Source organism: Gordonia sp. i37, assembly GCF_002043085.1.
Classification (GTDB): Bacteria; Actinomycetota; Actinomycetes; order Mycobacteriales; family Mycobacteriaceae; genus Gordonia; species Gordonia polyisoprenivorans.
On record NZ_MVPX01000413.1, the window covers coordinates 1 to 19,895 of the forward strand.

The 19,895-nt window shown below is 64.9% G+C and carries 18 protein-coding genes and 2 pseudogenes; 10 read left to right on the plus strand and 10 right to left on the minus strand.

The annotated features are described in order from the left end of the window. The 5 genes and pseudogenes from B1964_RS20535 to dnaK all read right to left on the minus strand — a co-directional run. Positions 1–588: pseudogene (locus tag B1964_RS20535) on the minus strand (hypothetical protein); the annotation flags it as partial. 174 nt (positions 589–762) lie between these two features. Next, positions 763–1,119 carry a helix-turn-helix transcriptional regulator gene (locus B1964_RS20540; RefSeq protein ID WP_170320197.1) on the minus strand — a complete coding sequence of 119 codons (357 nt, stop codon included), beginning with the start codon at positions 1,117–1,119 and terminating at the stop codon, positions 763–765. A gap of 105 nt (positions 1,120–1,224) precedes the next feature. Next, positions 1,225–2,436, minus strand: coding sequence for a molecular chaperone DnaJ (dnaJ, locus tag B1964_RS20545; RefSeq protein WP_020169789.1), 1,212 nt, complete (start codon positions 2,434–2,436; stop codon positions 1,225–1,227). 111 nt (positions 2,437–2,547) lie between these two features. After that, positions 2,548–3,138, minus strand: a complete 591-nt coding sequence (gene grpE / locus B1964_RS20550) for a nucleotide exchange factor GrpE (RefSeq protein WP_079931103.1) — start codon at positions 3,136–3,138, stop codon at positions 2,548–2,550. 80 nt (positions 3,139–3,218) lie between these two features. Continuing rightward, positions 3,219–5,069 (minus strand): molecular chaperone DnaK, encoded by a 1,851-nt coding sequence (gene dnaK / locus B1964_RS20555; RefSeq protein WP_006369917.1) that lies wholly within the window; start codon positions 5,067–5,069, stop codon positions 3,219–3,221. Positions 5,070–5,478: 409 nt separating this feature from the next. Between dnaK and B1964_RS30500 the strand changes: the two genes are divergently transcribed. Continuing rightward, positions 5,479–5,649: a hypothetical protein gene (locus tag B1964_RS30500; protein WP_006369918.1), complete on the plus strand. Its 171-nt coding sequence runs from the start codon at positions 5,479–5,481 to the stop codon at positions 5,647–5,649. Between the two features lie 22 nt (positions 5,650–5,671). On the opposite strand, the gene B1964_RS20560 is transcribed toward B1964_RS30500, so the two are convergent. After that, positions 5,672–7,060: a CoA transferase gene (locus B1964_RS20560; protein ID WP_079931093.1), complete on the minus strand. Its 1,389-nt coding sequence runs from the start codon at positions 7,058–7,060 to the stop codon at positions 5,672–5,674. 66 nt (positions 7,061–7,126) lie between these two features. On the opposite strand from B1964_RS20560, the gene B1964_RS20565 reads away from it, so the two are divergent. Continuing rightward, on the plus strand, positions 7,127–7,843 hold the full coding sequence (locus B1964_RS20565) for a helix-turn-helix domain-containing protein (RefSeq protein ID WP_079931094.1): 717 nt from the start codon (positions 7,127–7,129) through the stop codon (positions 7,841–7,843). A 34-nt stretch (positions 7,844–7,877) separates the two neighbouring features. Here B1964_RS20565 and B1964_RS20570 read toward each other — a convergent pair whose 3' ends face one another. Genes B1964_RS20570 through B1964_RS20580 form a run of 3 tightly spaced genes read right to left on the minus strand, consistent with a single transcriptional unit; the run spans position 7,878 to position 9,251 of the window. Next, the gene (locus B1964_RS20570) at positions 7,878–8,366 is read right to left on the minus strand and encodes a hypothetical protein (protein WP_253194102.1); all 489 of its coding nucleotides are present in this window, start codon (positions 8,364–8,366) and stop codon (positions 7,878–7,880) included. Between the two features lie 41 nt (positions 8,367–8,407). After that, the gene (locus B1964_RS20575) at positions 8,408–8,839 is read right to left on the minus strand and encodes a hypothetical protein (RefSeq protein WP_240524021.1); all 432 of its coding nucleotides are present in this window, start codon (positions 8,837–8,839) and stop codon (positions 8,408–8,410) included. A 52-nt stretch (positions 8,840–8,891) separates the two neighbouring features. Continuing rightward, positions 8,892–9,251 carry a hypothetical protein gene (locus tag B1964_RS20580; protein ID WP_079931097.1) on the minus strand — a complete coding sequence of 120 codons (360 nt, stop codon included), beginning with the start codon at positions 9,249–9,251 and terminating at the stop codon, positions 8,892–8,894. A 138-nt stretch (positions 9,252–9,389) separates the two neighbouring features. Between B1964_RS20580 and B1964_RS20585 the strand changes: the two genes are divergently transcribed. After that, positions 9,390–10,559 (plus strand): LLM class flavin-dependent oxidoreductase, encoded by a 1,170-nt coding sequence (locus B1964_RS20585; RefSeq protein WP_079931098.1) that lies wholly within the window; start codon positions 9,390–9,392, stop codon positions 10,557–10,559. A gap of 43 nt (positions 10,560–10,602) precedes the next feature. Then, entirely contained in the window at positions 10,603–11,055 is a 453-nt protein-coding gene (locus tag B1964_RS20590) for a hypothetical protein (RefSeq protein WP_079931099.1), read from the plus strand. A 133-nt stretch (positions 11,056–11,188) separates the two neighbouring features. Here B1964_RS20590 and lon read toward each other — a convergent pair whose 3' ends face one another. After that, positions 11,189–13,546, minus strand: a complete 2,358-nt coding sequence (gene lon, locus B1964_RS20595) for an endopeptidase La (RefSeq protein ID WP_079931100.1) — start codon at positions 13,544–13,546, stop codon at positions 11,189–11,191. Between the two features lie 177 nt (positions 13,547–13,723). Here lon and B1964_RS20600 point away from each other — a divergent pair, with 177 nt between their 5' ends. The 6 genes and pseudogenes from B1964_RS20600 to B1964_RS31155 all read left to right on the plus strand — a co-directional run bounded on the left by B1964_RS20600 (position 13,724) and on the right by B1964_RS31155 (position 19,832). Further along, a complete protein-coding gene (locus tag B1964_RS20600) occupies positions 13,724–14,449 on the plus strand; it encodes a TnsA-like heteromeric transposase endonuclease subunit (protein ID WP_006369927.1) in 726 nt (241 codons plus the stop codon). Further along, positions 14,446–16,455 (plus strand): helix-turn-helix domain-containing protein, encoded by a 2,010-nt coding sequence (locus B1964_RS20605; RefSeq protein WP_079931101.1) that lies wholly within the window; start codon positions 14,446–14,448, stop codon positions 16,453–16,455. Before B1964_RS20600 ends, B1964_RS20605 begins: the two co-directional genes overlap by 4 nt. Further along, entirely contained in the window at positions 16,452–17,525 is a 1,074-nt protein-coding gene (locus B1964_RS20610) for an ATP-binding protein (protein ID WP_006369929.1), read from the plus strand. The genes B1964_RS20605 and B1964_RS20610 overlap by 4 nt, the downstream gene beginning before the upstream one ends. After that, positions 17,491–17,973, plus strand: a pseudogene (locus B1964_RS31585) (TniQ family protein); the annotation flags it as partial. The gene B1964_RS20610 and the pseudogene B1964_RS31585, both read left to right, overlap by 35 nt. A gap of 159 nt (positions 17,974–18,132) precedes the next feature. Continuing rightward, positions 18,133–19,185, plus strand: a complete 1,053-nt coding sequence (locus tag B1964_RS31150) for a hypothetical protein (RefSeq protein ID WP_020169780.1) — start codon at positions 18,133–18,135, stop codon at positions 19,183–19,185. A 296-nt stretch (positions 19,186–19,481) separates the two neighbouring features. Next, on the plus strand, positions 19,482–19,832 hold the full coding sequence (locus B1964_RS31155) for a hypothetical protein (protein ID WP_010844931.1): 351 nt from the start codon (positions 19,482–19,484) through the stop codon (positions 19,830–19,832). Positions 19,833–19,895: the final 63 nt, after the last annotated feature.

Genomic DNA, 19,895 nt, shown 5'->3' on the forward strand with positions numbered 1-19,895 from the left:
GGGCATTTGCGCTCCGGAACCGGCCGCGACCACGCGAGTCGCACCCGCTCCGCGCGTCAGCGAGTTCAGATGCGCCACGAGGCCGTCGGCACCCTGCGGATCGGTCAGCGGCACCGACTGGGGCGCGGCGACGGCGGCGGAGGCGTGTACCGACGAGTGCTCGGCGTTGACGAGGGCGATCGAGGCGCCGGAGGCGAGGGCGCCGGACCGGTCGAGGACGACTGCGGCGACATCGCCGGTGGCGTCGCGGTGCGCAACCTGGGCCAGGGCGTGCGGGAGGTCGACGAGGCTCACCGCCGATGCCCACTCGGGTGCGCCGGGTGCGTTCATCGAGAACTCGAGGTGTGCTCGTACGTCGGGGCGGGCGCAGGTCAGGACGATGTGGTCGATCGTGAAGGGAGCGGAGTCGACGAGTTCACGCAGCGCGTCGAGCGCCGCATTCGGAGACTCGTCGGCGAGCTCCACGTGATTGCTGGCGACGATCTCGCCGGTGGCGTCGCGGACGACGGTCGCGATCTCGTCGCCCACCACCGAGACCCCGAGCACTGCAGGTTCGGCGATGGAGATCTCGGGTGACTCGCTCACCATTCGCCTCCCTTGTCAGGTCACCGACCTCGGATGACACGCCGCCACAGACTAACGCGCGATCGGTGCGCGGCCCACAGGCCGCTTACCGATCGCTGTCGTCGGGGATCAGTGAATCGTTACTCGGACGGTCACACTGCAGGGGGTCACACTGCAGGAGGGGTCACACTGCAGGGGTCACTCTTCGGTGCGTCGGCGCCGGGGCTGCCAGACGACGAGCGCATTGGTCCGCGGGACGGGGACCAGTTCACCGCCGCGGCGGGCGCGGTGTGCGTCGACCTCGCGTTGGAGCTCGTGCACCCGCTGTTGGAGCGCGTCGACCTGGTTGGTGAGCTCGATGATGCGTTTGATGCCCGCGAGATTCACGCCCTCCTCCTGGGAGAGCCGCTGGATCTCGCGCAGCACCTCGACGTCGTGCGAGGAGTAGCGTCGCCCGCCGCCGCTGGTGCGTTGCGGGGTCACCAGCCCGAGCCGGTCGTAGGTGCGCAAGGTCTGCGCGTGCATTCCGGCGAGCTCGGCGGCCACCGAGATCATGAAGGTGGCGGTCGCGCTCACCTCGCCCTCGAAACCCTCGAAACCGCCGGCCGGCCCGGCGCCCTCAGCGCCGGGCCGCCCACGATTCTTGCGTTCTGCCATGGCTCATCGCCCCCAACCCGCCCGAGGATCGAAACCGCTGGACTTCTCGGCCTCGGCGTAGGCACGCATGGCCTCCACCGCGGCGTCGTCGAGTTTGCGGGGCACCTCGACCTTGACGGTGACGAGCAGGTCTCCGGCACCGCCGGCGCGCTTGGGCACGCCGCGGCCACGGACCCGAAGGGTACGGCCGTCGCTGGTGTTCGGCGGGATCTTCACCCCGACCGATCCGTCGAGCGTCGGCACCGAGACCGTCGAGCCGAGCACCAGTTCGGAGATGCTCACCGGCAGTTGGACGCGCAGGTCGTGACCGCTACGGGTGAACACCTTGTCGGGGGTCACGTGGACCACGACATACAGGTCGCCCGACGGTGCGCCCCGGCGTCCGGCTTCGCCTTGTCCGGCCAGCCGGATGCGCTGACCGTCCTCGACGCCGGAGGGGATGCGGACGTTGATGGTGCGCGAGCGCACCTTGACGCCGCTGCCGTCGCAGTCGCTGCAGGGGTCGTCGATGCGGGAGCCGGTGCCCTGGCAGTCCTGGCACGGCTCACTGAATCCGAACGCCCCCTGGTTACGGCTGACAAAACCGGATCCGTTGCAGTTCGGGCACACTCGCGGGCTGGTGCCCGGCTTGGCGCCGCTGCCGTGACAGGTGGTGCACGGCGCCGGGCTGGTCACCCGGAGTGGGACGGTCGTACCCAACGCCGCGTCCTTGAACGACAACGTGGTCTCGGTCTCGAGGTCGTTGCCGCGACGCGGCCGGGTCGCGGTCGAGGTGCGCGTGCCGCCCGAACCGCCGCGGTTGAACAAGCCCTCGAAGAGGTCGCCGAAACCGCCGGCACCCTCGCCCGCACCGCCACCACCGAACAGGTCGCCGATGTTGAAATCGGCACCGGTCTCGGTCGAGTAGCGGGTGCCGCCGCCGGCGCCGGGGAAGCCGCCGGGAAAACCGTTGCCGCCGCCGCGGAATCGTCCGCCGGCGAACATCGCTCGCGTCTCGTCGTACTCTTTGCGCTTGTCCGGGTCGGCGAGCACGCTGTGGGCTTCGGACACCCGCTTGAAGCGTTCTTCGGCTTGCGTGTCACCCGGATTGGCGTCCGGATGCAGCTCACGGGCGAGCTTGCGGTAAGCCTTCTTGATCTCTTCAGACGAAGCATCAGAAGCAACGCCCAGGTCCTTGTAGAAGTCACGCTCGAGCCATTCTCGTTGCGGAGCCACCAGACGTCACCTCCTTCTCAATGAACATGTCTGGATGAAGTATGTTCCGATATCCGGCGATGCGCGAAGCCGCGTGGGCGTCCGCGCATCGCCGGATGGTTGTGCAGGTGATTATTGTGCACCGGTCGGAGCGTCCTGCGGGCCGCTCTCCTGCGCTGCCGGCGCCGGGTCGGTGACGGTGACCATCGCGGTGCGGATCACCTTCTCGCCCAGGCGGTAACCGCTGCGATAGACCGCGCCGAGGACCGGCTCGGAACCGCTGCCGTCGTTCTGGACGGCTTCGTGCAGTTCCGGGTCGAAGACGTCGCCGGGTTCACCGAACTTGACGACACCCTCACCGGTCAGTGTTGCGGCCAGCTTGTCGGCGACCGCACGCAGCGGACCGGACTCGAGGTCGCCGTGCTCGCGGGCACGTTCGAGGTCGTCGAGGACCGGCAGCAGCTTCTCGATGAGAACCTGCTTGCCGTAGGCCACCCGGCCCTGCTTCTCCTCCTCGGTACGCCGCTTGTAGTTGGCGAACTGTGCGCGTTCGCGCTGCAGTGCCGCCGTGAGGTCGGCGACCTCGTCGGAGTGCGGGGTGCTCGGCTCGGGATCGGGGATCGCCGCGGCGGGCTCGGCCTCTGCGGGGCCCGGCCCGGCGGCCGAATCCTCGCGCACCTCACCCGTTTCCGGGTCGATGCGACGACGATCGGTCACCGTCACCGGCTCCTCGGAACCAGCTCCGCTCCCGGCGCCCGGAGCGACATTGGGCCCGCTCGCTCCGCTCCCGGCGCCCGGAGCGGTCACTTCTTCTCCTCGGGCTCGTCCACGACCTCGGCGTCGACGACGTCGTTGTCGCCTGCGGTCGCGCTGCCACCGTCGGCGGCGTCAGCGGCCTGACCCTCGGCGGCCGATGCCGCGTAGATGGCCTGGCCCATCTCCTGCGATTCGGTCGAGAGCTTCTCGATCGCGCTCTTGATGGAGGCGATGTCGTTGCCCTTGAGCGCCTCGTTGGCCTCGGCGATCGCAGCGTTGACCTTGTCCTTGACGTCGGCGGGCACCTTGTCCTCGTTGTCCTTGAGGAACTTCTCGGTGTGGTTCACCAACGACTCGGCCTGGTTGCGGGTCTCGGCCTCCTCGCGACGCTTGCGGTCCTCTTCGGCGTGGGCCTCGGCGTCCTTGATCATCCGGTCGATCTCGTCCTTGCTCAGGCCCGAGCCCTCCTGGATGCGGATGGAGTTCTCCTTGCCGGTGCCCTTGTCCTTCGCGGTGACGTGCACGATGCCGTTGGCGTCGATGTCGAAGGTCACCTCGATCTGCGGAACACCCTGCGGCGCAGGAGCGATGCCACCGAGCTCGAAGGAGCCGAGCAGCTTGTTGTGCGAGGCGATCTCGCGCTCACCCTGATACACCTGGATCTGCACCGACGGCTGGTTGTCCTCGGCGGTGGTGTAGGTCTCCGACCGCTTGGTCGGGATGGTGGTGTTGCGCTCGATCAGCTTGTGCATCACGCCGCCCTTGGTCTCGATGCCCAGGCTCAGCGGGGTCACGTCGAGCAGCAGGACGTCCTTGACCTCGCCACGCAGCACACCGGCCTGCAGGGCAGCACCGACCGCGACGACCTCGTCGGGGTTCACGCCCTTGTTGGGCTCCTTGCCGCCGGTCAACTCCTTCACCAGGTCGGTGACGGCGGGCATACGGGTCGAACCACCAACGAGCACAACGTGATCGATGTCGCCGACGGAGATGCCGGCGTCCTTGATGACCGCCTGGAACGGAGCGCGGGTGCGCTCGAGCAGATCCGAGGTGATCTTCTGGAACTCGCTGCGCGACAGCTGCTCGTCGAGGAACAACGGGTTCTTGTCGGCGTCGACTGTGATGTAGGGCAGGTTGATCGAGGTCGACTGCGATGCCGACAGTTCGATCTTGGCCTTCTCGGCAGCCTCACGCAGACGCTGCATGGCCATCTTGTCCTTGGTCAGGTCGATACCCGAGGAGCTCTTGAACTTCTCGACGAGCCAGTCGACGATGCGCTGATCCCAGTCGTCACCGCCGAGATTGTTGTCGCCGGAGGTCGCGCGGACCTCGACCACTCCGTCGCCGATCTCGAGCAGCGAGACGTCGAAGGTGCCGCCACCGAGGTCGAAGACCAGGATGGTCTGTTCTTTCTCGCCCTTGTCCAGGCCGTAGGCCAGGGCCGCGGCGGTCGGCTCGTTGACGATGCGCAGCACGTTGAGGCCGGCGATCTGGCCGGCTTCCTTGGTGGCCTGCCGCTGGGAGTCGTTGAAGTAGGCGGGCACGGTGATGACCGCATCGGTGACGTCCTCACCGAGGTAGGACTCCGCGTCGCGCTTGAGCTTCATCAGCGTGCGGGCACTGATCTCCTGCGGGGTGTACTTCTTGTCGTCGATCGCGACGTTCCAGTCGGTCTCGCCCATGTGGCGCTTGACCGAGCGGATGGTGCGGTCGACGTTGGTGACCGCCTGGTTCTTGGCGGGCTGCCCGACGAGCACCTCGCCGTTGCGCGCGAACGCGACAACGGACGGAGTGGTGCGGGAGCCTTCGGCGTTGGCGATGACGGTCGGTTCGCCGCCTTCGAGTACCGACACCACGGAGTTGGTGGTGCCGAGGTCGATTCCGACAGCACGAGACATCTTTGCTATTCCTCCTGGTTTCTGGGTGTGCACCCAAGTCCTGCTCCCCCGCGGCAGGCTTGGCGCCCACCACGAGAGTGTGGTTGTGGCAAACCTGTGCTCCGGGGGCAGACTTCAGTGCCTCCGACTCATGTCCTACCGGGTTGAGCCGGTCCAGGTCAACTCAAGTTGAGCCAGCATCGCTCAGGTTTCTCGATGGGTCCAACGGGTGGGGTGGCGCAGATGTTCCCGATTCGACCAAAAAAGTTGAGCGGAGTTCGCTCAGGTTTGGCCCGCGTGGCCGCAATTCTCACGCTTCGATCGTGAGATCCGCTCACGACCAGGCGCGATTGGGCCGATAATCCCCTCGGGGGTCGCGCTGTGTGGGGTCCACCAAAGCGGTGGCCGCCGAGTTCGAGGAGTCGAGATCATGAATCGTCGTGTCCTGTCCTTCGTGGCCCTGGCCATCACGATGCTCTACGGTATCGGCTTCGCGGTCATCGACACGAACACGCCGTATGCCGTCGTCGGCGGCGTGGTGGTGGCGTTGAGTTGGGTCGCGGTCGGGATGCTCGGGCGTGAGGAGGACGATCCCGAGTGAGCCGGCCGGCACGTCACAACGGTCACCACCGCAAGGGCGCAGTCCCCAGGAGTGTCGGCGCGCGGTGTGCCGGGGTCGACAGACCCTCGAAGACCATCGGCACCGAGGGTTCGACGAGGCGCCCGAGCGGACCATCGCAGCCCTCGGCGGACGCGACCGGCGGCCCGATCGGTCGCCCCGGACGGGCGTCGACGATCCCCAATGAGCGAACCCAGGTGCACACCCGCGCCAATTCGACTCGCACGCGCCATGTCCCGCCCTCGGTGGCCCGTCGGCGCAATGCCGCCACGGCCCCGGCGGCCCCCAAATAGGCGGCGAGATAGTCGTTGAGCAGTTGCGTCGGCGGCAGGGCCGGCACCCCTTCACCCTCCTCGAGAGCAAAACCCGTTGCCGAGCAGGCGAGCTGATCGAAGCCGCCGCGGTCGCGCCAGGCCGACCCAGATCCCCAGCAGTGGTAGTCGACGACGACGGCGCCCGGATGTTCGAGCGCGAGATCGTCGGCCGCGAGGCCCCGGTTATCCAGTCCCAGATAGGAGTTGACGAAGACGTCGCCGGCGTCGATCAGCGTGTGCAACGCCGCCGCTTGATCCGGCTGTCGCACATCGCAGTACGCGTTGCGCTTGCCCCCACCGGTGAGGGCGACCATCGCCAGGGGATCGGGAAGGTCGGGGCGGCTGACGTGACACACATCGGCACCGAAGGTCGCGAGCAGCTTTGTCGACACCGGCCCGGCGATCACGTGGGTCATGTCGACCACCCGTATCCCGTGGAGCGGCGGCCACACCGACGTGTGGGGAAGGGGCCGGGGCGGGGCGTCACCGATGCGCTCGAGTCGGATCACCGGATGCGTGGCGCTCTCCCGGCCCACGGGGTGCTCGGCCCATTCGTCGGCCGTGCGCACCGCGGCCGCCACGCCCCCGGCGGCGTACACGGCGTCCTCGAGATCGACCGCACCCCATTCGGCGGCCGCGGCCGCGATCTTCGATTTGACCGGCGGACAGTTCAGGACCACACACACCGCGTCGCGTTGATGAGGATAGGTGGTGATCAGAAAGATCCCCCGGCCGTCACTCGTACGGTAGAAGTCGTTGTTACCCAAAGCCGAGGGGTCCTCGACGACGGTGTGGACATGCCGGCCGTTGAGGGTGGTGAGAAAGGCCGCCCGGAGTTGATCGAGCGCCGTGGCGAGGTCGACGGTGACGCATCGGCCGCCCGCAAGTGCGGCGAGTTGGACCCCGAGGGCTCCGATTCCTGCGGCCGACGCCTCCGCGATCCGATGTGGCGACGAGGTGGTCGGCGCTTCTCCGGTGATCACGCATTCCCCGGTGTCGGTACCGAGCAGGGCGGTGAGGTCGAAGACCGTCGCGGGTACCGAGGTGAACGAGTCCGGGGACAAAGGTGTCGGGGCCATGTCCCTACTGTGGCCATCGCCGACAGCGCACCGACCAGGCTTTCGTATATACGTAAGGTGGTGGGCATGCGCCGACATCGCGCCATTCCGCGCGCGGACCACATCCTCGAGTGTGTCGCCCGCGCCGGAAAACCCTTGTCGCTGAGCGATATCGCGCGCGAAATCGAAGCGCCGGCCTCCTCGACCCACGACCTCGTCGACGACCTTCGGGCATGCGGTTACCTGACCCGCGTCGGCGCGCGCTATCGACTCGGCCAGCGCCTACGCACGCTGCGGCTCATTGCCGGCCACGCCGATCAGCCGCCGCTGACACCGGACGAACTCACCGAATTGAACGCCGTCATCGAGGCCCCGGTGGCGCTTGCGGTGTTGGTGGGATCCGACCTGGTGTACCTGCATGGGGTGGGTGAGGTTCCCGCGGAGATCGGCGCCGTGGTGCGCGATCACGTGCCTCGACCGTTGCTCGCCACGGCGGGTGGTCGGGCCATGCTGGCGTTCCTACCGGCGGACGAGCGCGCAGCACTGCTCGCCGAGCACGCCTCACCCGGCGAAGCCGTCGCCTTCGGCCGCGAGATCGATGAAATTCGCGCTTGCGGATATGCCCTCAGCGATGGTTCGGTGCAGTCGGCGCTGCGGGTGGCCGGGGTACCGGTATTCGGCGGGAGGCGACTACTGGCCGTGGTGGTCGTCGCCGCGCCGAGGATCTCGGGTCGACCCTCACCGGCTCTCCAACATGCCGCGCGACGCACGGCTGCCTGGTTGGCGGCCCGCGCCCGGACATGAGTGGTGCTGCTGCGCGACGCCTCACCGCCACTGCTCAGAGGGACTCGATGATCCGCTCGAAGAAGAGTTCCTGGGCGCCGAGCCGCCGACCGGGAAAGTACCGGGACACGACCGCTTCCAGCGCCTCTTGTGTGCGGATCGACAGGAGATGGCACAGCGCCACTGCGTCATCGATGTCCCCCTGCGACTTGCGCGTCACCATCGCCTTCATTGCGAGGACGTACTCCGGTGACGCGATACTGATGACCAGCGCCGGACCGATCTGCTCGCTTCGGGGATGGTCATCGGGTAGCGGAGGCATGAGCTGGGCGACTCCGTCGCTGAGCCAATTGGGGTCGAGATCACCCTCGCGCGCAGCGACCGATGCGGCCGCTTGAAGCACGACGTCGCGCGGCTCGAATGTTCCGTCCACATCCTCAGTCGCCCGATCGGCGTTGTACGCCAAGGCCATTGCCGCCCCGCCGACGATGAAGAGAACGCCGGCCTTTCCTCTCGCCTGCAACTCCGAGTCGAGAGCACGCAACAGCTCCCGGATCTCGGACGCCGTCTACGTTCGCGCCACGCTCAGACTCCCTCGAGATTGCCGACCGGCAACACCACGTTGCGCGTCTGCAGCTCCACCGGGGTCCGGAGGTAGTCAGTCCAGAAATACTTGGGCGGCACGCCAAACGGGTCGAACATCGCATCCGTGCAGAACCGGTCCGGTTCAAAGCACCATGCCAAGATCTCCGGATCGCTGACACGATCGCGCCCGGTGATGTGCGCGACCCCGCCCAGTATGGCGTCCCATCCGCGCGTGCCGGTGGGTGGCGGACGCCGATGGACCTCATCGATGTCGACGACGTCGGTCAACCGCTGCGTCCGGAGAACCAGTTCACGGAGTAGTCGGACCGCCAGATGCCAGTCGTACTCGCCGGCGGCCAGGGATTCCGCGAGCTCCGCATAGGTGAACAACGTCCCGCGTCTGCGGGTGGGTCGACGGACGTCAGCGGTCACACAGTCGATGATATCGGCGCGCAACGAGTTCGCCGCGCCCTTGATGCCACCGTCAGTCCGGCTTGGGCGCCAACGCGTCGCCCGGGAATCCGCGGACCGGGTGGACGTCGAACTCGAAGACGCCGGCCTGCACACCCGGGTCGTCGTTCATGATCTTCGCGGTCGTCTCGACGTCCTTGTCGAAGATCCCGAAGCCGCGGATGTCGGAGTCGTCCTCGGTGACACCGAGGATGACGGCGAGATCGCCCTTGGCGCGCAGGGAGAAGTTGCGTCGACTGTGTTCCCAGATCAGGTCCTTGGCCTCGGGGGTGCCGAACTTCGGTCCCGGGCGCAGAACCACCACCGAATACGGCTGCGAGTACTGGATGATCGTCCGCATCTCTTGGTCGGTGATCTTGGGCAGGTCGGACATGGAGAGCTCCTTTGCTGACACATATACGAGACTTCGTCTTTCACCGTAGTCCTCGAGTTCGGCGCAGATGCGGACCGCTGGATTCAGGGTGATCGCAAGGCTTCCGGACGCCCGGTACCCCGCTGTTAGCGTGGCGACGTGCGCTTTCAAGTTCTCGACATCGTTCCGCACACACCCCATCCGGTCACCGGTGAACTCCTCTCCTCGCACACGCGCCTGGCGCGCGTCGTCGAGAACGCGGTACTCGCCGAGCAGCTCGGGATCGACTCGTATGCGGTCGGTGAGCGTCATGCCGGGGAGTTCTTGTCGTCGTCGCCGACGGTGCTGCTCGGTGCGCTCGCCGCGGCCACCGACCGGATTCTGCTGTCGACCGGGGTGACCGTGCTCAGTCTGCTCGACCCGGTGCGCGTCGCCGAGGACTACGCCACCATCGACCAGCTCTCCGGTGGACGCCTGGAGATCGTGATCGGCAAGGGCAACGAGGACAAGCACTTCCCGATGTTCGGCCGTCGGCTCGAGCATCAGTACGACTACCTCAGCGAGAACTACGCACTGCTCCGGCGGCTCCTGCGCGAGGAGAATGTCACCTGGCGGGGCCAGCATCATGCACCGCTCGACGGGGTGAGCACCGTGCCGCGGCCGTTTTCCGGGCCGTTCCGGATCTGGCACGGGTCGGCGACCTCCACCGTCGCCGTCGACCTCGCCGCCCGATACGGCGACCCGATCGTCACCGCCAACGCCCTGCAACCGCGCGAGAACTATCAGGTGCTCATCGATCGGTATCGGGAGAAGTATGCCGAGTACGGACACGATCCGGCCCGGGCATATGTGGGGTCCGGATCGGGCGGTCTGTTCCTGGCCGCCACCACCGACGACGCGATCGCCGAGTATCGACCGGTCTACGAGGGCATCGCCGCCCGTAATCGCGAGAAGTTCGCGGGCGAGACCCGGATCGGCAAGGTCAACATGTTCGCCACCATCACCGACGCCGTCGAACGCGGGCCCGCGCTGGTCGGGTCGTCGCAACGGGTCGCGGAGAAGATCATCGACTATCACCGTTCGTATCATCATGATCTGCAGTCGATTTCGATCAATCCGGTGTTGCCGTACGAGCGTCAGCGTGAGGTGCTCACCCAATTCGCCGAAGAGGTGATCCCACTGGTGCGCCGCGAGCTGTCGACGACGCTGTGGAGTACCGACGACCCCGGACGCGCCGCCGGCTTCACTGCCGGCGACTTTGCTTGCGGCGGAACAAACTTCGGAATTCCGGCAAATTCGTCCGATGGGGGCGCAACTGCACACCGATGAGTACTGTGGCGTTGTTGCGTCACCGGTGTCATGAGGAGTGCACATGGACGAGAACCAGGTCGACCAGGCCTATCAGCAACTGCAGCAGCAAGGACAGCAGACGGCGACGGCGCTGTCGGCGCTGGCCCAAAAGCTCCAGGCGGCAGCCGCATCCGGCAATTCCGACGCCCGCGAGTGGGCGCTGGACCTCAACGAGGTCGCGCTCGCGATCCGCGACGAGGAGGGGCAGATGACCAACCTACTCCAGTCGATGCACGCGATGATCGATTCGCACATGCAGCAGGTGGCGCCGGCAGCCCCGCAACCGCAGTACCAGCAGCCGCAGTACCAGCAACCCCAGTATCAGCAGCCTGCCCAGTATGCGCAGCCCGCCTACGGAGCCCCACAGGGCGGCGGGATGCTGCAACGATTCCTCGGCAGCGGTTTCGGGCGATCGATCGCCATGGGCGCCGGATTCGGCATCGGCGACGACATCGTCAACGACATCTTCCGCTGAGCGAACGCCCTCGTGGTTACTCCGGTCCACCGGTCATTTCGCCGTTCGTCATCGCCGAACCAGGCCTACGTCACCACCGAGCCCGGGAAGGCATACCTCCCCGGGTTCGGTCTTGTCGTGAACCGTCGGCAGATCAGGCCGCGGCACTCACCTCGTCGGCGGCAGGCTCGAGAGCCTGCTTGACGATCTCGGCGACGTCGACCATCGGGTGCACCTGCAGGTCGTCGAGGACCTCGGCCGGAACGTCGTCCAGGTCGGGCTCATTGCGCTGCGGGACGAACACCGTCTTGAGGCCGTTGCGTTGCGCGGCAAGCAATTTCTGCTTGACGCCCCCGATCGGCAGCACCCGTCCGTTGAGCGTGACCTCCCCGGTCATGCCGACGTCCGCGCGGACCTTGCGACCGGTCGCCATCGACACCAGGGCGGTGACCATGGTGACGCCGGCGCTCGGGCCGTCCTTGGGCACCGCACCCGCCGGCACGTGCACATGGATGGTGCCCTCGAGCGACTTCGGGTCGACGCCGAGTTCGGTTGCGTGCGAACGCACGTAGGACAGTGCGATCTGTGCCGACTCCTTCATGACGTCGCCGAGCTGGCCGGTCAATTGCAGTCGGGTACCGCCCGCCTCACCCGGCTCGGAGCCCGTTCCACCGACGCGACTCACCTCGATGAACAGCACGTCGCCGCCCATTCCGGTGACCGCGAGCCCGGTCGCGACGCCGGGTACCGCGGTACGCTCCTCCGATTCGGGGGTGAAGCGCGGACGGCCCAGCAGTTCCTTGAGCTCTGGCTCGCCGACGATGACCGGTACTGCGGCACTACCGTTCTCGATGTTGGTCGCCACCTTGCGCATCAGCTTGGCCAGCAACCGCTCGAACTGCCGCACACCCGGTTCACGGGTGTAGTTCGCGGCGATCTCGCGCAGTGCGTCGTCGGTGACCGTGATCTCCTCGGCGGTCAGGGCCGCGCGCTCACGCTGGCGGGGCAGCAGATAGTCGCGGGCGATGGCCACCTTGTCGTCCTCGGTGTAGCCGTCGATCGTGACCAGTTCCATGCGGTCGAGCAGCGCTGACGGGATGTTCTCGATGACGTTGGCGGTCGCGAGGAACACGACGTCGGACAGGTCGAGATCCAGGTCGAGGTAGTGGTCGCGGAAGGTGTGGTTCTGCGCAGGGTCGAGGACCTCGAGCAGCGCCGCCGCGGGGTCGCCACGGAAATCGGATCCGACCTTGTCGATCTCGTCCAGCAGCACAACGGGATTCATCGATCCCGCTTCGCCGATGGCACGCACGATCCGACCGGGCAGCGCACCGACATAGGTGCGCCGGTGACCGCGGATCTCGGCCTCGTCACGCACACCGCCGAGGGCGACGCGCACGAACTTGCGGCCCAGTGCTCGGGCAACGGACTCACCGAGCGACGTCTTGCCCACTCCGGGCGGGCCGGCGAGGACCATCACCGCACCGGAGCCGCGGCCGCCGACGACCTGCAGGCCACGCTCGGCCCGCCGCGCGCGCACCGCGAGGTATTCGACGATGCGGTCCTTGACGTCATCGAGACCGTGGTGGTCGGCGTCGAGGATCTCGCGCGCACCCTTGATGTCGGTGGAGTCGGTGGTCGTGACGTTCCACGGCAGGTCGAGCACCGTGTCCAACCAGGTTCTGATCCAACCGCTTTCGGGCGACTGGTCGCTGGAACGCTCGAGTTTTCCGACCTCGCGCAGCGCAGCCTCACGGACCTTGTCGGGCAGGTCGGCGGCCTCGACGCGACCGCGATAGTCGTCGGCGCCGTCGGGCTCGTCCTCACCGAGTTCCTTGCGGATGGCGTTGAGCTGCTGACGGAGCAGGAACTCCTTCTGCTGCTTCTCCATCCCGTTGCGGACGTCGTCGGCGATCTTGTCGGAGACCTCGGTCTCGGCAATGTGCTCGCTGGTCCAGTCGATCAGCAGTTGCAGTCGCGCGGCGACGTCGTCGGTCTCGAGGAGCTCACGCTTCTGGACGTCGGTCAGCCATGACGAGTAGCCAGAGGTGTCGGCGAGATCCGACGGGTCGCTCATCTTGTTGACCGCGTCGATGACCTGCCACGCCTCACGACGCTGGAGCATCGCGAGGACGAGTTTCTTGTACTCGGCGCCGAGCGCCTTGGTCTCGGCGGTGGCCCCGGCCTCGTCGATTTCGGTCACCTCGACCCACAGCGCGGTGCCGTGGCCGGTGGTGCCGGTGCCGATGTGTGCCCGCTTTTCGCCCTTGACGACGGCCGCCTGGCCGCCGCCGGGGATGCGCCCGACCTGCACGATCGACGCAACCACCCCGTGGGTCGGGTACCGGTCGTCCAGACGCGGCGCGACCAGCAGTTTTCCGGGCTCGCTGGCCCGAGCCGCATCAACAGTCGCCTGGGCTGCGTCGTCGAGGGGGATCGGCACGACCATGCCGGGCAGGACGACGAGATCGGGAACGAACAGGACCGGCAATGAATATGTCTGCTCAGACATCTAACCTCCAAAGTTCAGTCTGACGGACTCAACTCTGCTGGCAGGAAGTTTGTTCCCGGGGCGGTTTCCGCCGTGGGCGAACGGGCTGTAGCTTCTCACCGAACGTGTCATTTTCTCATCGGCTTTTCATAGGCGTGTCATCGTTCTCATCGGGCTGTCATGCGGCACGATAGCAAAATGCCTGATCAGATCGGTGCGACCGAGATTCGCTTCGTTACCGAAGCCGGTGACGAGACCATCAGTCAGGTCAGGGATCACTCGATCAGCTCGATGGCCCGAGCCCAGCCAGTGCGCCTGCCACCGTCCCACGCCGGCCAACGCCACTATCCAGGTCTTTTTTGGACCCGTACAACAGCCGACCACGTGGTTTACGAAAGCCTTCTCGAACGCGACCGCATCTTGCTTGCCGACTTCGATCCCGAAGTCGTTTGGATCACGGCGCAACCTTTCTGGATCACCGGCGACGACAGAGGTACCGGCCGACGCCACTGTCCCGATCTCCTACTGACGCGGGCTGATGGGTCATATTTGGTCGTGGACGTCAAGAATCCACGAATCGCGCAGAAAGACGAGGTCAAGGCCGTGTTCACGTGGACCAAGGTGGTGTCCAAGCGCCTCTCCGCCGATTATGAGGTTTGGACCGGCGAGGACTCGGCGTTGATCAACAACATCAGATTCGCTTCTCAGGCTCGCCGCGAGTCGCGCGCGGCCCTGTTCCAGACGGTGCTCGAACGATTTCCAGAGGAGCTCTCAATCGCGCACGCTGAAGCCACACTCGCAGCCGAGCGGATTGCACGGCCTCGACACATCGTCCTCGAGCTTCTGTGGACGGGCACCTTCACGGCCGATCTCACCCGGCCATTCGGCGACAACACCTTGATCCATCGAGCCGAGGCCGTATGAGCAACACTTATCGACTTGCTGTTGGCGATCGGGTGTGGATCGACGGATCCGTGGTCCGCATAGTCGAGATCAGCGACAGTCGGTCGATAGTCGAATCGGATCGCGGCACACGAGCGGTGAGCACTCCACACCTCGTGAGGTCTTCTCAGCCGCTCGACGCACCTCGCAGGCCCTGCGAGACGTCCGGACAACTGCTTTCGAATCTTACGAAGAAACAGCAAGAGACTTACAACGCACGGCTCGCCGTCGTCGAAGCAGTACTGGAGATGCATCACAACAGCGGCGACTCTATCGGTCGCAGCTCCGAAACGGTCGCTCTCGCACACAACATGTCTGACCGCACCGTCAAACGCTGGGTGAAGGCGTATCAAGAGTCAGGACCAGCCGGCCTCGTCGAAGCAAGGAAGCAGCGCTCGCCGATCGACCCACTCTGGCGGGAGGCGTGCCTCGACGTACTCAATCGGTACACACGCGAATCCACACCCAGCAGAAACATAGTAATCGACCAGGCCAACAATCTGCTGACCGAGCGGTGTGGCGCCGATCTGGCGCCCACCCCATCCAATGCGACCGCCTACCGCTGGCTGGACGAGCTCTCCAAGGGTCGCTATTCATTTGGCAGCGGAAAGGCACGGCGAATCGCCGCCGACCGGCCGGAGGCCCCGTATGGCCGTTTGCGCGCCACGCGCCCCGGAGAGTACTTCGTACTCGACACAACGCGCCTCGACGTGTTCGCGATGGAGCCGATCACGCTGCGTTGGGTGCCGGTCGAACTCACTGTGGCGCAAGACCTCTATACACGCTGCATTGTCGGTCTGCGCCTGACCCCGATTTCAACCAAGGCAATCGACGTGGCCAATGTGTTACACCAGTCGGTCACGCCCCAAGAACCGGTCGACGACGGAGCGTGGCCGTTTCACGGCGTGCCTAGTTCGATCGCAATCGAACGCGACGACCCGACCGCAGACGATGCCACTCCGAGCATCCCAGGCTGCCTACCCGAGTCAATCGTTGTTGACCATGGCAAGATCTACCTCTCGCACCATGTCAGATCCGCCTGTGCGCGACTCGGAATCTCGATTCAGCCTGCGATCGTAAAGAAGGCGTCAGACAAGCCAACTGTCGAACGCTTCTTCAAGACCATTCGGCTCGGCCTGCTTCAGCAACTGCCGGGCTACAAGGGACCCGACGTCTATCACCGCGGTGAAGACATTGAGAGTCAAGCGTTCTACTACGTCGCCGAGCTTGAGTCGATAATTCGCGAGTGGACAGCTCGGGTGTACCACCGGTCGAAACACGAAGGCTTGTGTCTCCCTGAGACGCCCGGCCTCGAGCTATCACCGCTCGAAATGTACGAGATCGGCCTGGCTCGCGCCGGTGGACTCACCATCCCGTCCTCACCGGACCTTGCGTACGAGTTTCTCAATGTGGAGTGGCGCACGATCCAGCACTATGGCATAGAAGTGGATGGGCGCCGATACGATGGCGCGGCGCTCAACCCTTACCGGAATAGCAAGTCCAACTTCGGTGGTCCGAAGGCTAGAAAATGGCCAATCCACATAGACAGCGGCGATGTTCGACGCGTGTACTTCCGCGACCCCTCATCTGGCAAATGGTCGCCTCTGGTCTGGGAGCACGCAGGTGGACTCGACCAGCCCTTCTCCTCGGACGCCGCCGACTACACCAAGCTTCTGGCCGTCCGCGAAAACCGGCATGTCGACCCACAGGACGCCGTCCGCAACCTCCTCGATGAGTGGTCCAAAGGCAACACCAAATCCAAGCGCGACCGCGCCCTCGCACGACGCCTGGCCAGCACCCGTTCCACGGCAAGCGATACTGGCGATGGCCAACCTGACGACGAGATTGCATCACTGCCAGGAGTTATCGACCTTCTCGCGAGGAGAGCAGAACGTCGCCCTCCAGGTTGGGATTTGGACGATGACCTCGATGTGTTTGAGAAGTACCAAGGTGCAGACGATTCGAGCTATGAGGTATTCGACGAATGAGTAACCCATGGGCACTATGGCTTCGAAACAATCAACCGCATCGCTACAACCTGGCGTCAAAAGTGGGCTGGCACGACTTCGTGCATTCGCCGCCGCGCGCGAGCCTGGAACTCCTCACGAAGGGACAGATCGCAGCGCTCAGCGACGACGAGCGCGAAGACTACAACGAAGCTCGCTTTGTATGGAATGCCAACCTCCCGACTGTCAAGACAGCTCAACTCACGCACGCCTTCGCTGTCATCGATCAAGTCATGGCGTCCAACCGTCGCGATGGCGACCGCCTCCGCGGATCGGTCGTGATCGACGCCCCGCCAGGTCTCGGTAAGACCACCATCGCCATCCGCTACGCAAGGCAGTTCCATCGAACTGCAATTCGCCGCCTCAGCAGCGAGACCGCCGCAGGCGATCAGCGTATTCCGGTCGCCTTCATCCCGCTCGATGCTGGAATCACCCTCAAGGGCCTGAACAGAAAGATCCTCGCCTTCTATGGCCATCTGGGGGTAGCTGGTGCGAATACTTCTGGTTTGGGTGCGCTCGCGGTCGACTGCGTACGGAGCTGCGAGACTCAGATAATTGTCATCGATGACCTTCACTTCATCGACTTTCGAGACCGTCACGGTCGCGAAGTAAGCAATCATCTGAAGGGCTTGGCCAACGAAATGGCGGTCACGTTCATTTACGTCGGTGTACGCCTCACAGAGAAGAAGTTCTTCGACGAGGGCCTGGGAGGCGATGACGGTGCCGTGTACGCACAGACTGCCCGCCGTGCCACACGTGCACGCGTCGCGCCGTTCAACACCGACTCCGATGCCAGCAACGTCGCCTGGATCTCGCTTCTCAACGCCCTCGAATTGCACCTAATGCTCGCCGCGCAAACGCCTGGGACACTATCCGATTTCGGCAAGGAACTCTTCCGCCGAACGCAAGGGCACATCGGTTCACTGACGAACCTGCTCGATCGGGCCGCCTATCTGGCTATTAAGACGGGCACCGAGCAAATTACTGCGAGCATCCTGGAGGAGGTCGTCGTTGACAATGCCGCTCAGCGGCTCACCACTCCCAAGAGGTGAGAGAACCGACGCGGAGCAACTACCCTCCGCAATTGCGATACCAGACGGGTACAACCCGCGGCGGCTTCCCATACTCGTCGCCCCCAGGGACGATGAGACCGCACCGAGTTGGCTGCGCCGTTTCGGCCACCGCTACGGACTCACCGCACGCGCGCTACTCCGAGAACTCGGGATTCCAACGAGTGCCTGGTCCCCCACACGAGTCTCTGCGCATATCGCTGAGCACAGTGATTTGATTGTGGATACGGTGGGGCTACCGGACGAACGAGCCCGATACCTCCGGGCAGGACTCATATCCGAGGCTGTTTCCGCATTTCGCACGCACTGGGAACGGTACGGTAAGTCTTCGGAATCGATGCCCCTCGACCCTTCCTACTGTCCCGAATGCCTTGCTCAGCAAGGATACTGGAACTCGACATGGTCACTGCCGCTACACCGCGTCTGTGTCGAACATGCGATCTTGATGCCTACCAACTGCCCTCGGTGCGCCGAGACGCCGTGGGCGGGCACGAGTTGGCCCAATAGCACCGACCCCAACTGGGCCTGTCCGCAGCGCGACAATCGCCCCCGAACACCAAGAACTCGACACGCATACTGCGGCCACGACTTGCGCGACGTCGAGTTCCGTAGGGTTGCCCCCGAGATCGTTGAAGCTCAGGTTTGGATTCTCGAACTCGCACGCGGTGCATCAGAGCCTTCGACGAACAGCTTTGGCGGTCAGCGGTTCAGTACACGCGAATACTTCGACGCGGCTCTGACGCTGGGCAAGCCCATTATGAGCTGTCAAGCAGCAAGCGACCCTGACGCCGCGTGCCTCGAGCAACTCCTCAAGGTAAAGTCCATCCTCTGCGAGGAGGACGTTCATGCGGCTCATTCGCTCGCCGTAGAGCAGAGCGTCCTTACTCCAGGAACCTGGCTTCTCAGGGACGGCCGAGATTTGCCCCGTAGTCGGACGAATGCGGTTATCGGCCACCTCGCCATCACCCCGCTCGCCGAAAAGCTATCGCCGACGGCACAACTGACGTTTCGAGTTGCTAGTGGGTGTGCCCGTTATCCGACGGCCCACGAGATCCCGGGCAACCACATTCCTCTCTCGTCGATACCTCAAGTTCACTGGACGGGATTCCGCGACTACACGACTGCGAAGGATCGCGCCGTCCTTTCCATGCTCCTTGCACGGTCTGGGACCGCGAGACCTTGGGGCCATATCGCTTTCGCGCTAGGACTGCCTCACGAATTCTCGCGCTACCCACCACTACTCATCCGCCAGATCAAGCGCAGCGGCGATTGGACCGACACCCTGGATCAGATCGAGAACCAGACCCGGGAACTGCTCACCGGCCCGCCTCCTATCGATTACCACCGCCGGCGGCTTCAACTTGCCAATCCAGATCTCACGATCTCCATTGCGAGAATTCTTAGCACGAGCCGCACGTTCAGAGCAGTGACTCCACACGCGCTAGCCGTCGCGATTTGGGAGGTCTACACCGGCGGGGCCGCCGAGTTCGCGACAGAATCGCTCTACTCTGAGGATTCCAACGACGGCGATCTCAGCTCGGCGCGCAACCTGGTACGCGAGCAGTGGTCCACAATCCGATCAAACAGCCTGTTGCCTGACCTGGGATTCGGCGAGGAGCCACTTGAATGGCGCCCACCTTGAAGGAGCTACGTGCAGACAGGACACTCCGGCAACAGATCTGACTCGCGCTCGTCAGTGGCTTCGAGAATGCCCTCACTCTACCGCGGAACGCTTGAGGCGGATCAGCACATGTGCCGCGCAGATGTCTACGAGGCGAATGAGTCATACCGACGCCACGGGCTCAAAGGAGTCGGGCAACTCAACTCACTGATGGAAATCCTCCTGCAGCACACCTTCAACGCCGCAAGTCCACGCTATACACCGTGGGAAATTGATCGAGAACCACCAGGGCGTGCAATCTCCCTGCCGCCGACGGCATGGCCGCCGAGTTCGGAACCGACCCTTGCGACACGCTACCCGGATGGTCCGACGAACTGGTAGTCGAACGCCTCGGTCTTGATCGGGCATCGCCCGCAGGGTCGCGCGAGGTGTGGGCATTCGTCGGCGTCGCTTGCAACAATGCCCATGTGAAGTTCCGTCGCCGCAACCTCGAAGCTCTTGGAAACCTCGTCGTGGGCAACCTCGGACGCGACGATGCCCAGAACGTCGACGAAGTTCGGTACTTCCCGTATCGCTCCAGCATGTACATCACTGAGTTCTTTCAAGAGTTGGAGACGGAGTACCAGCACGACGGCTCCACCCGCCACCGGTGGGTTGCCGACGTGTGACGTGTAAGGGCTCGGGACATGCTTGACGTCGTGTCGTCGGGACATCGTTGACGTCTCACGCTT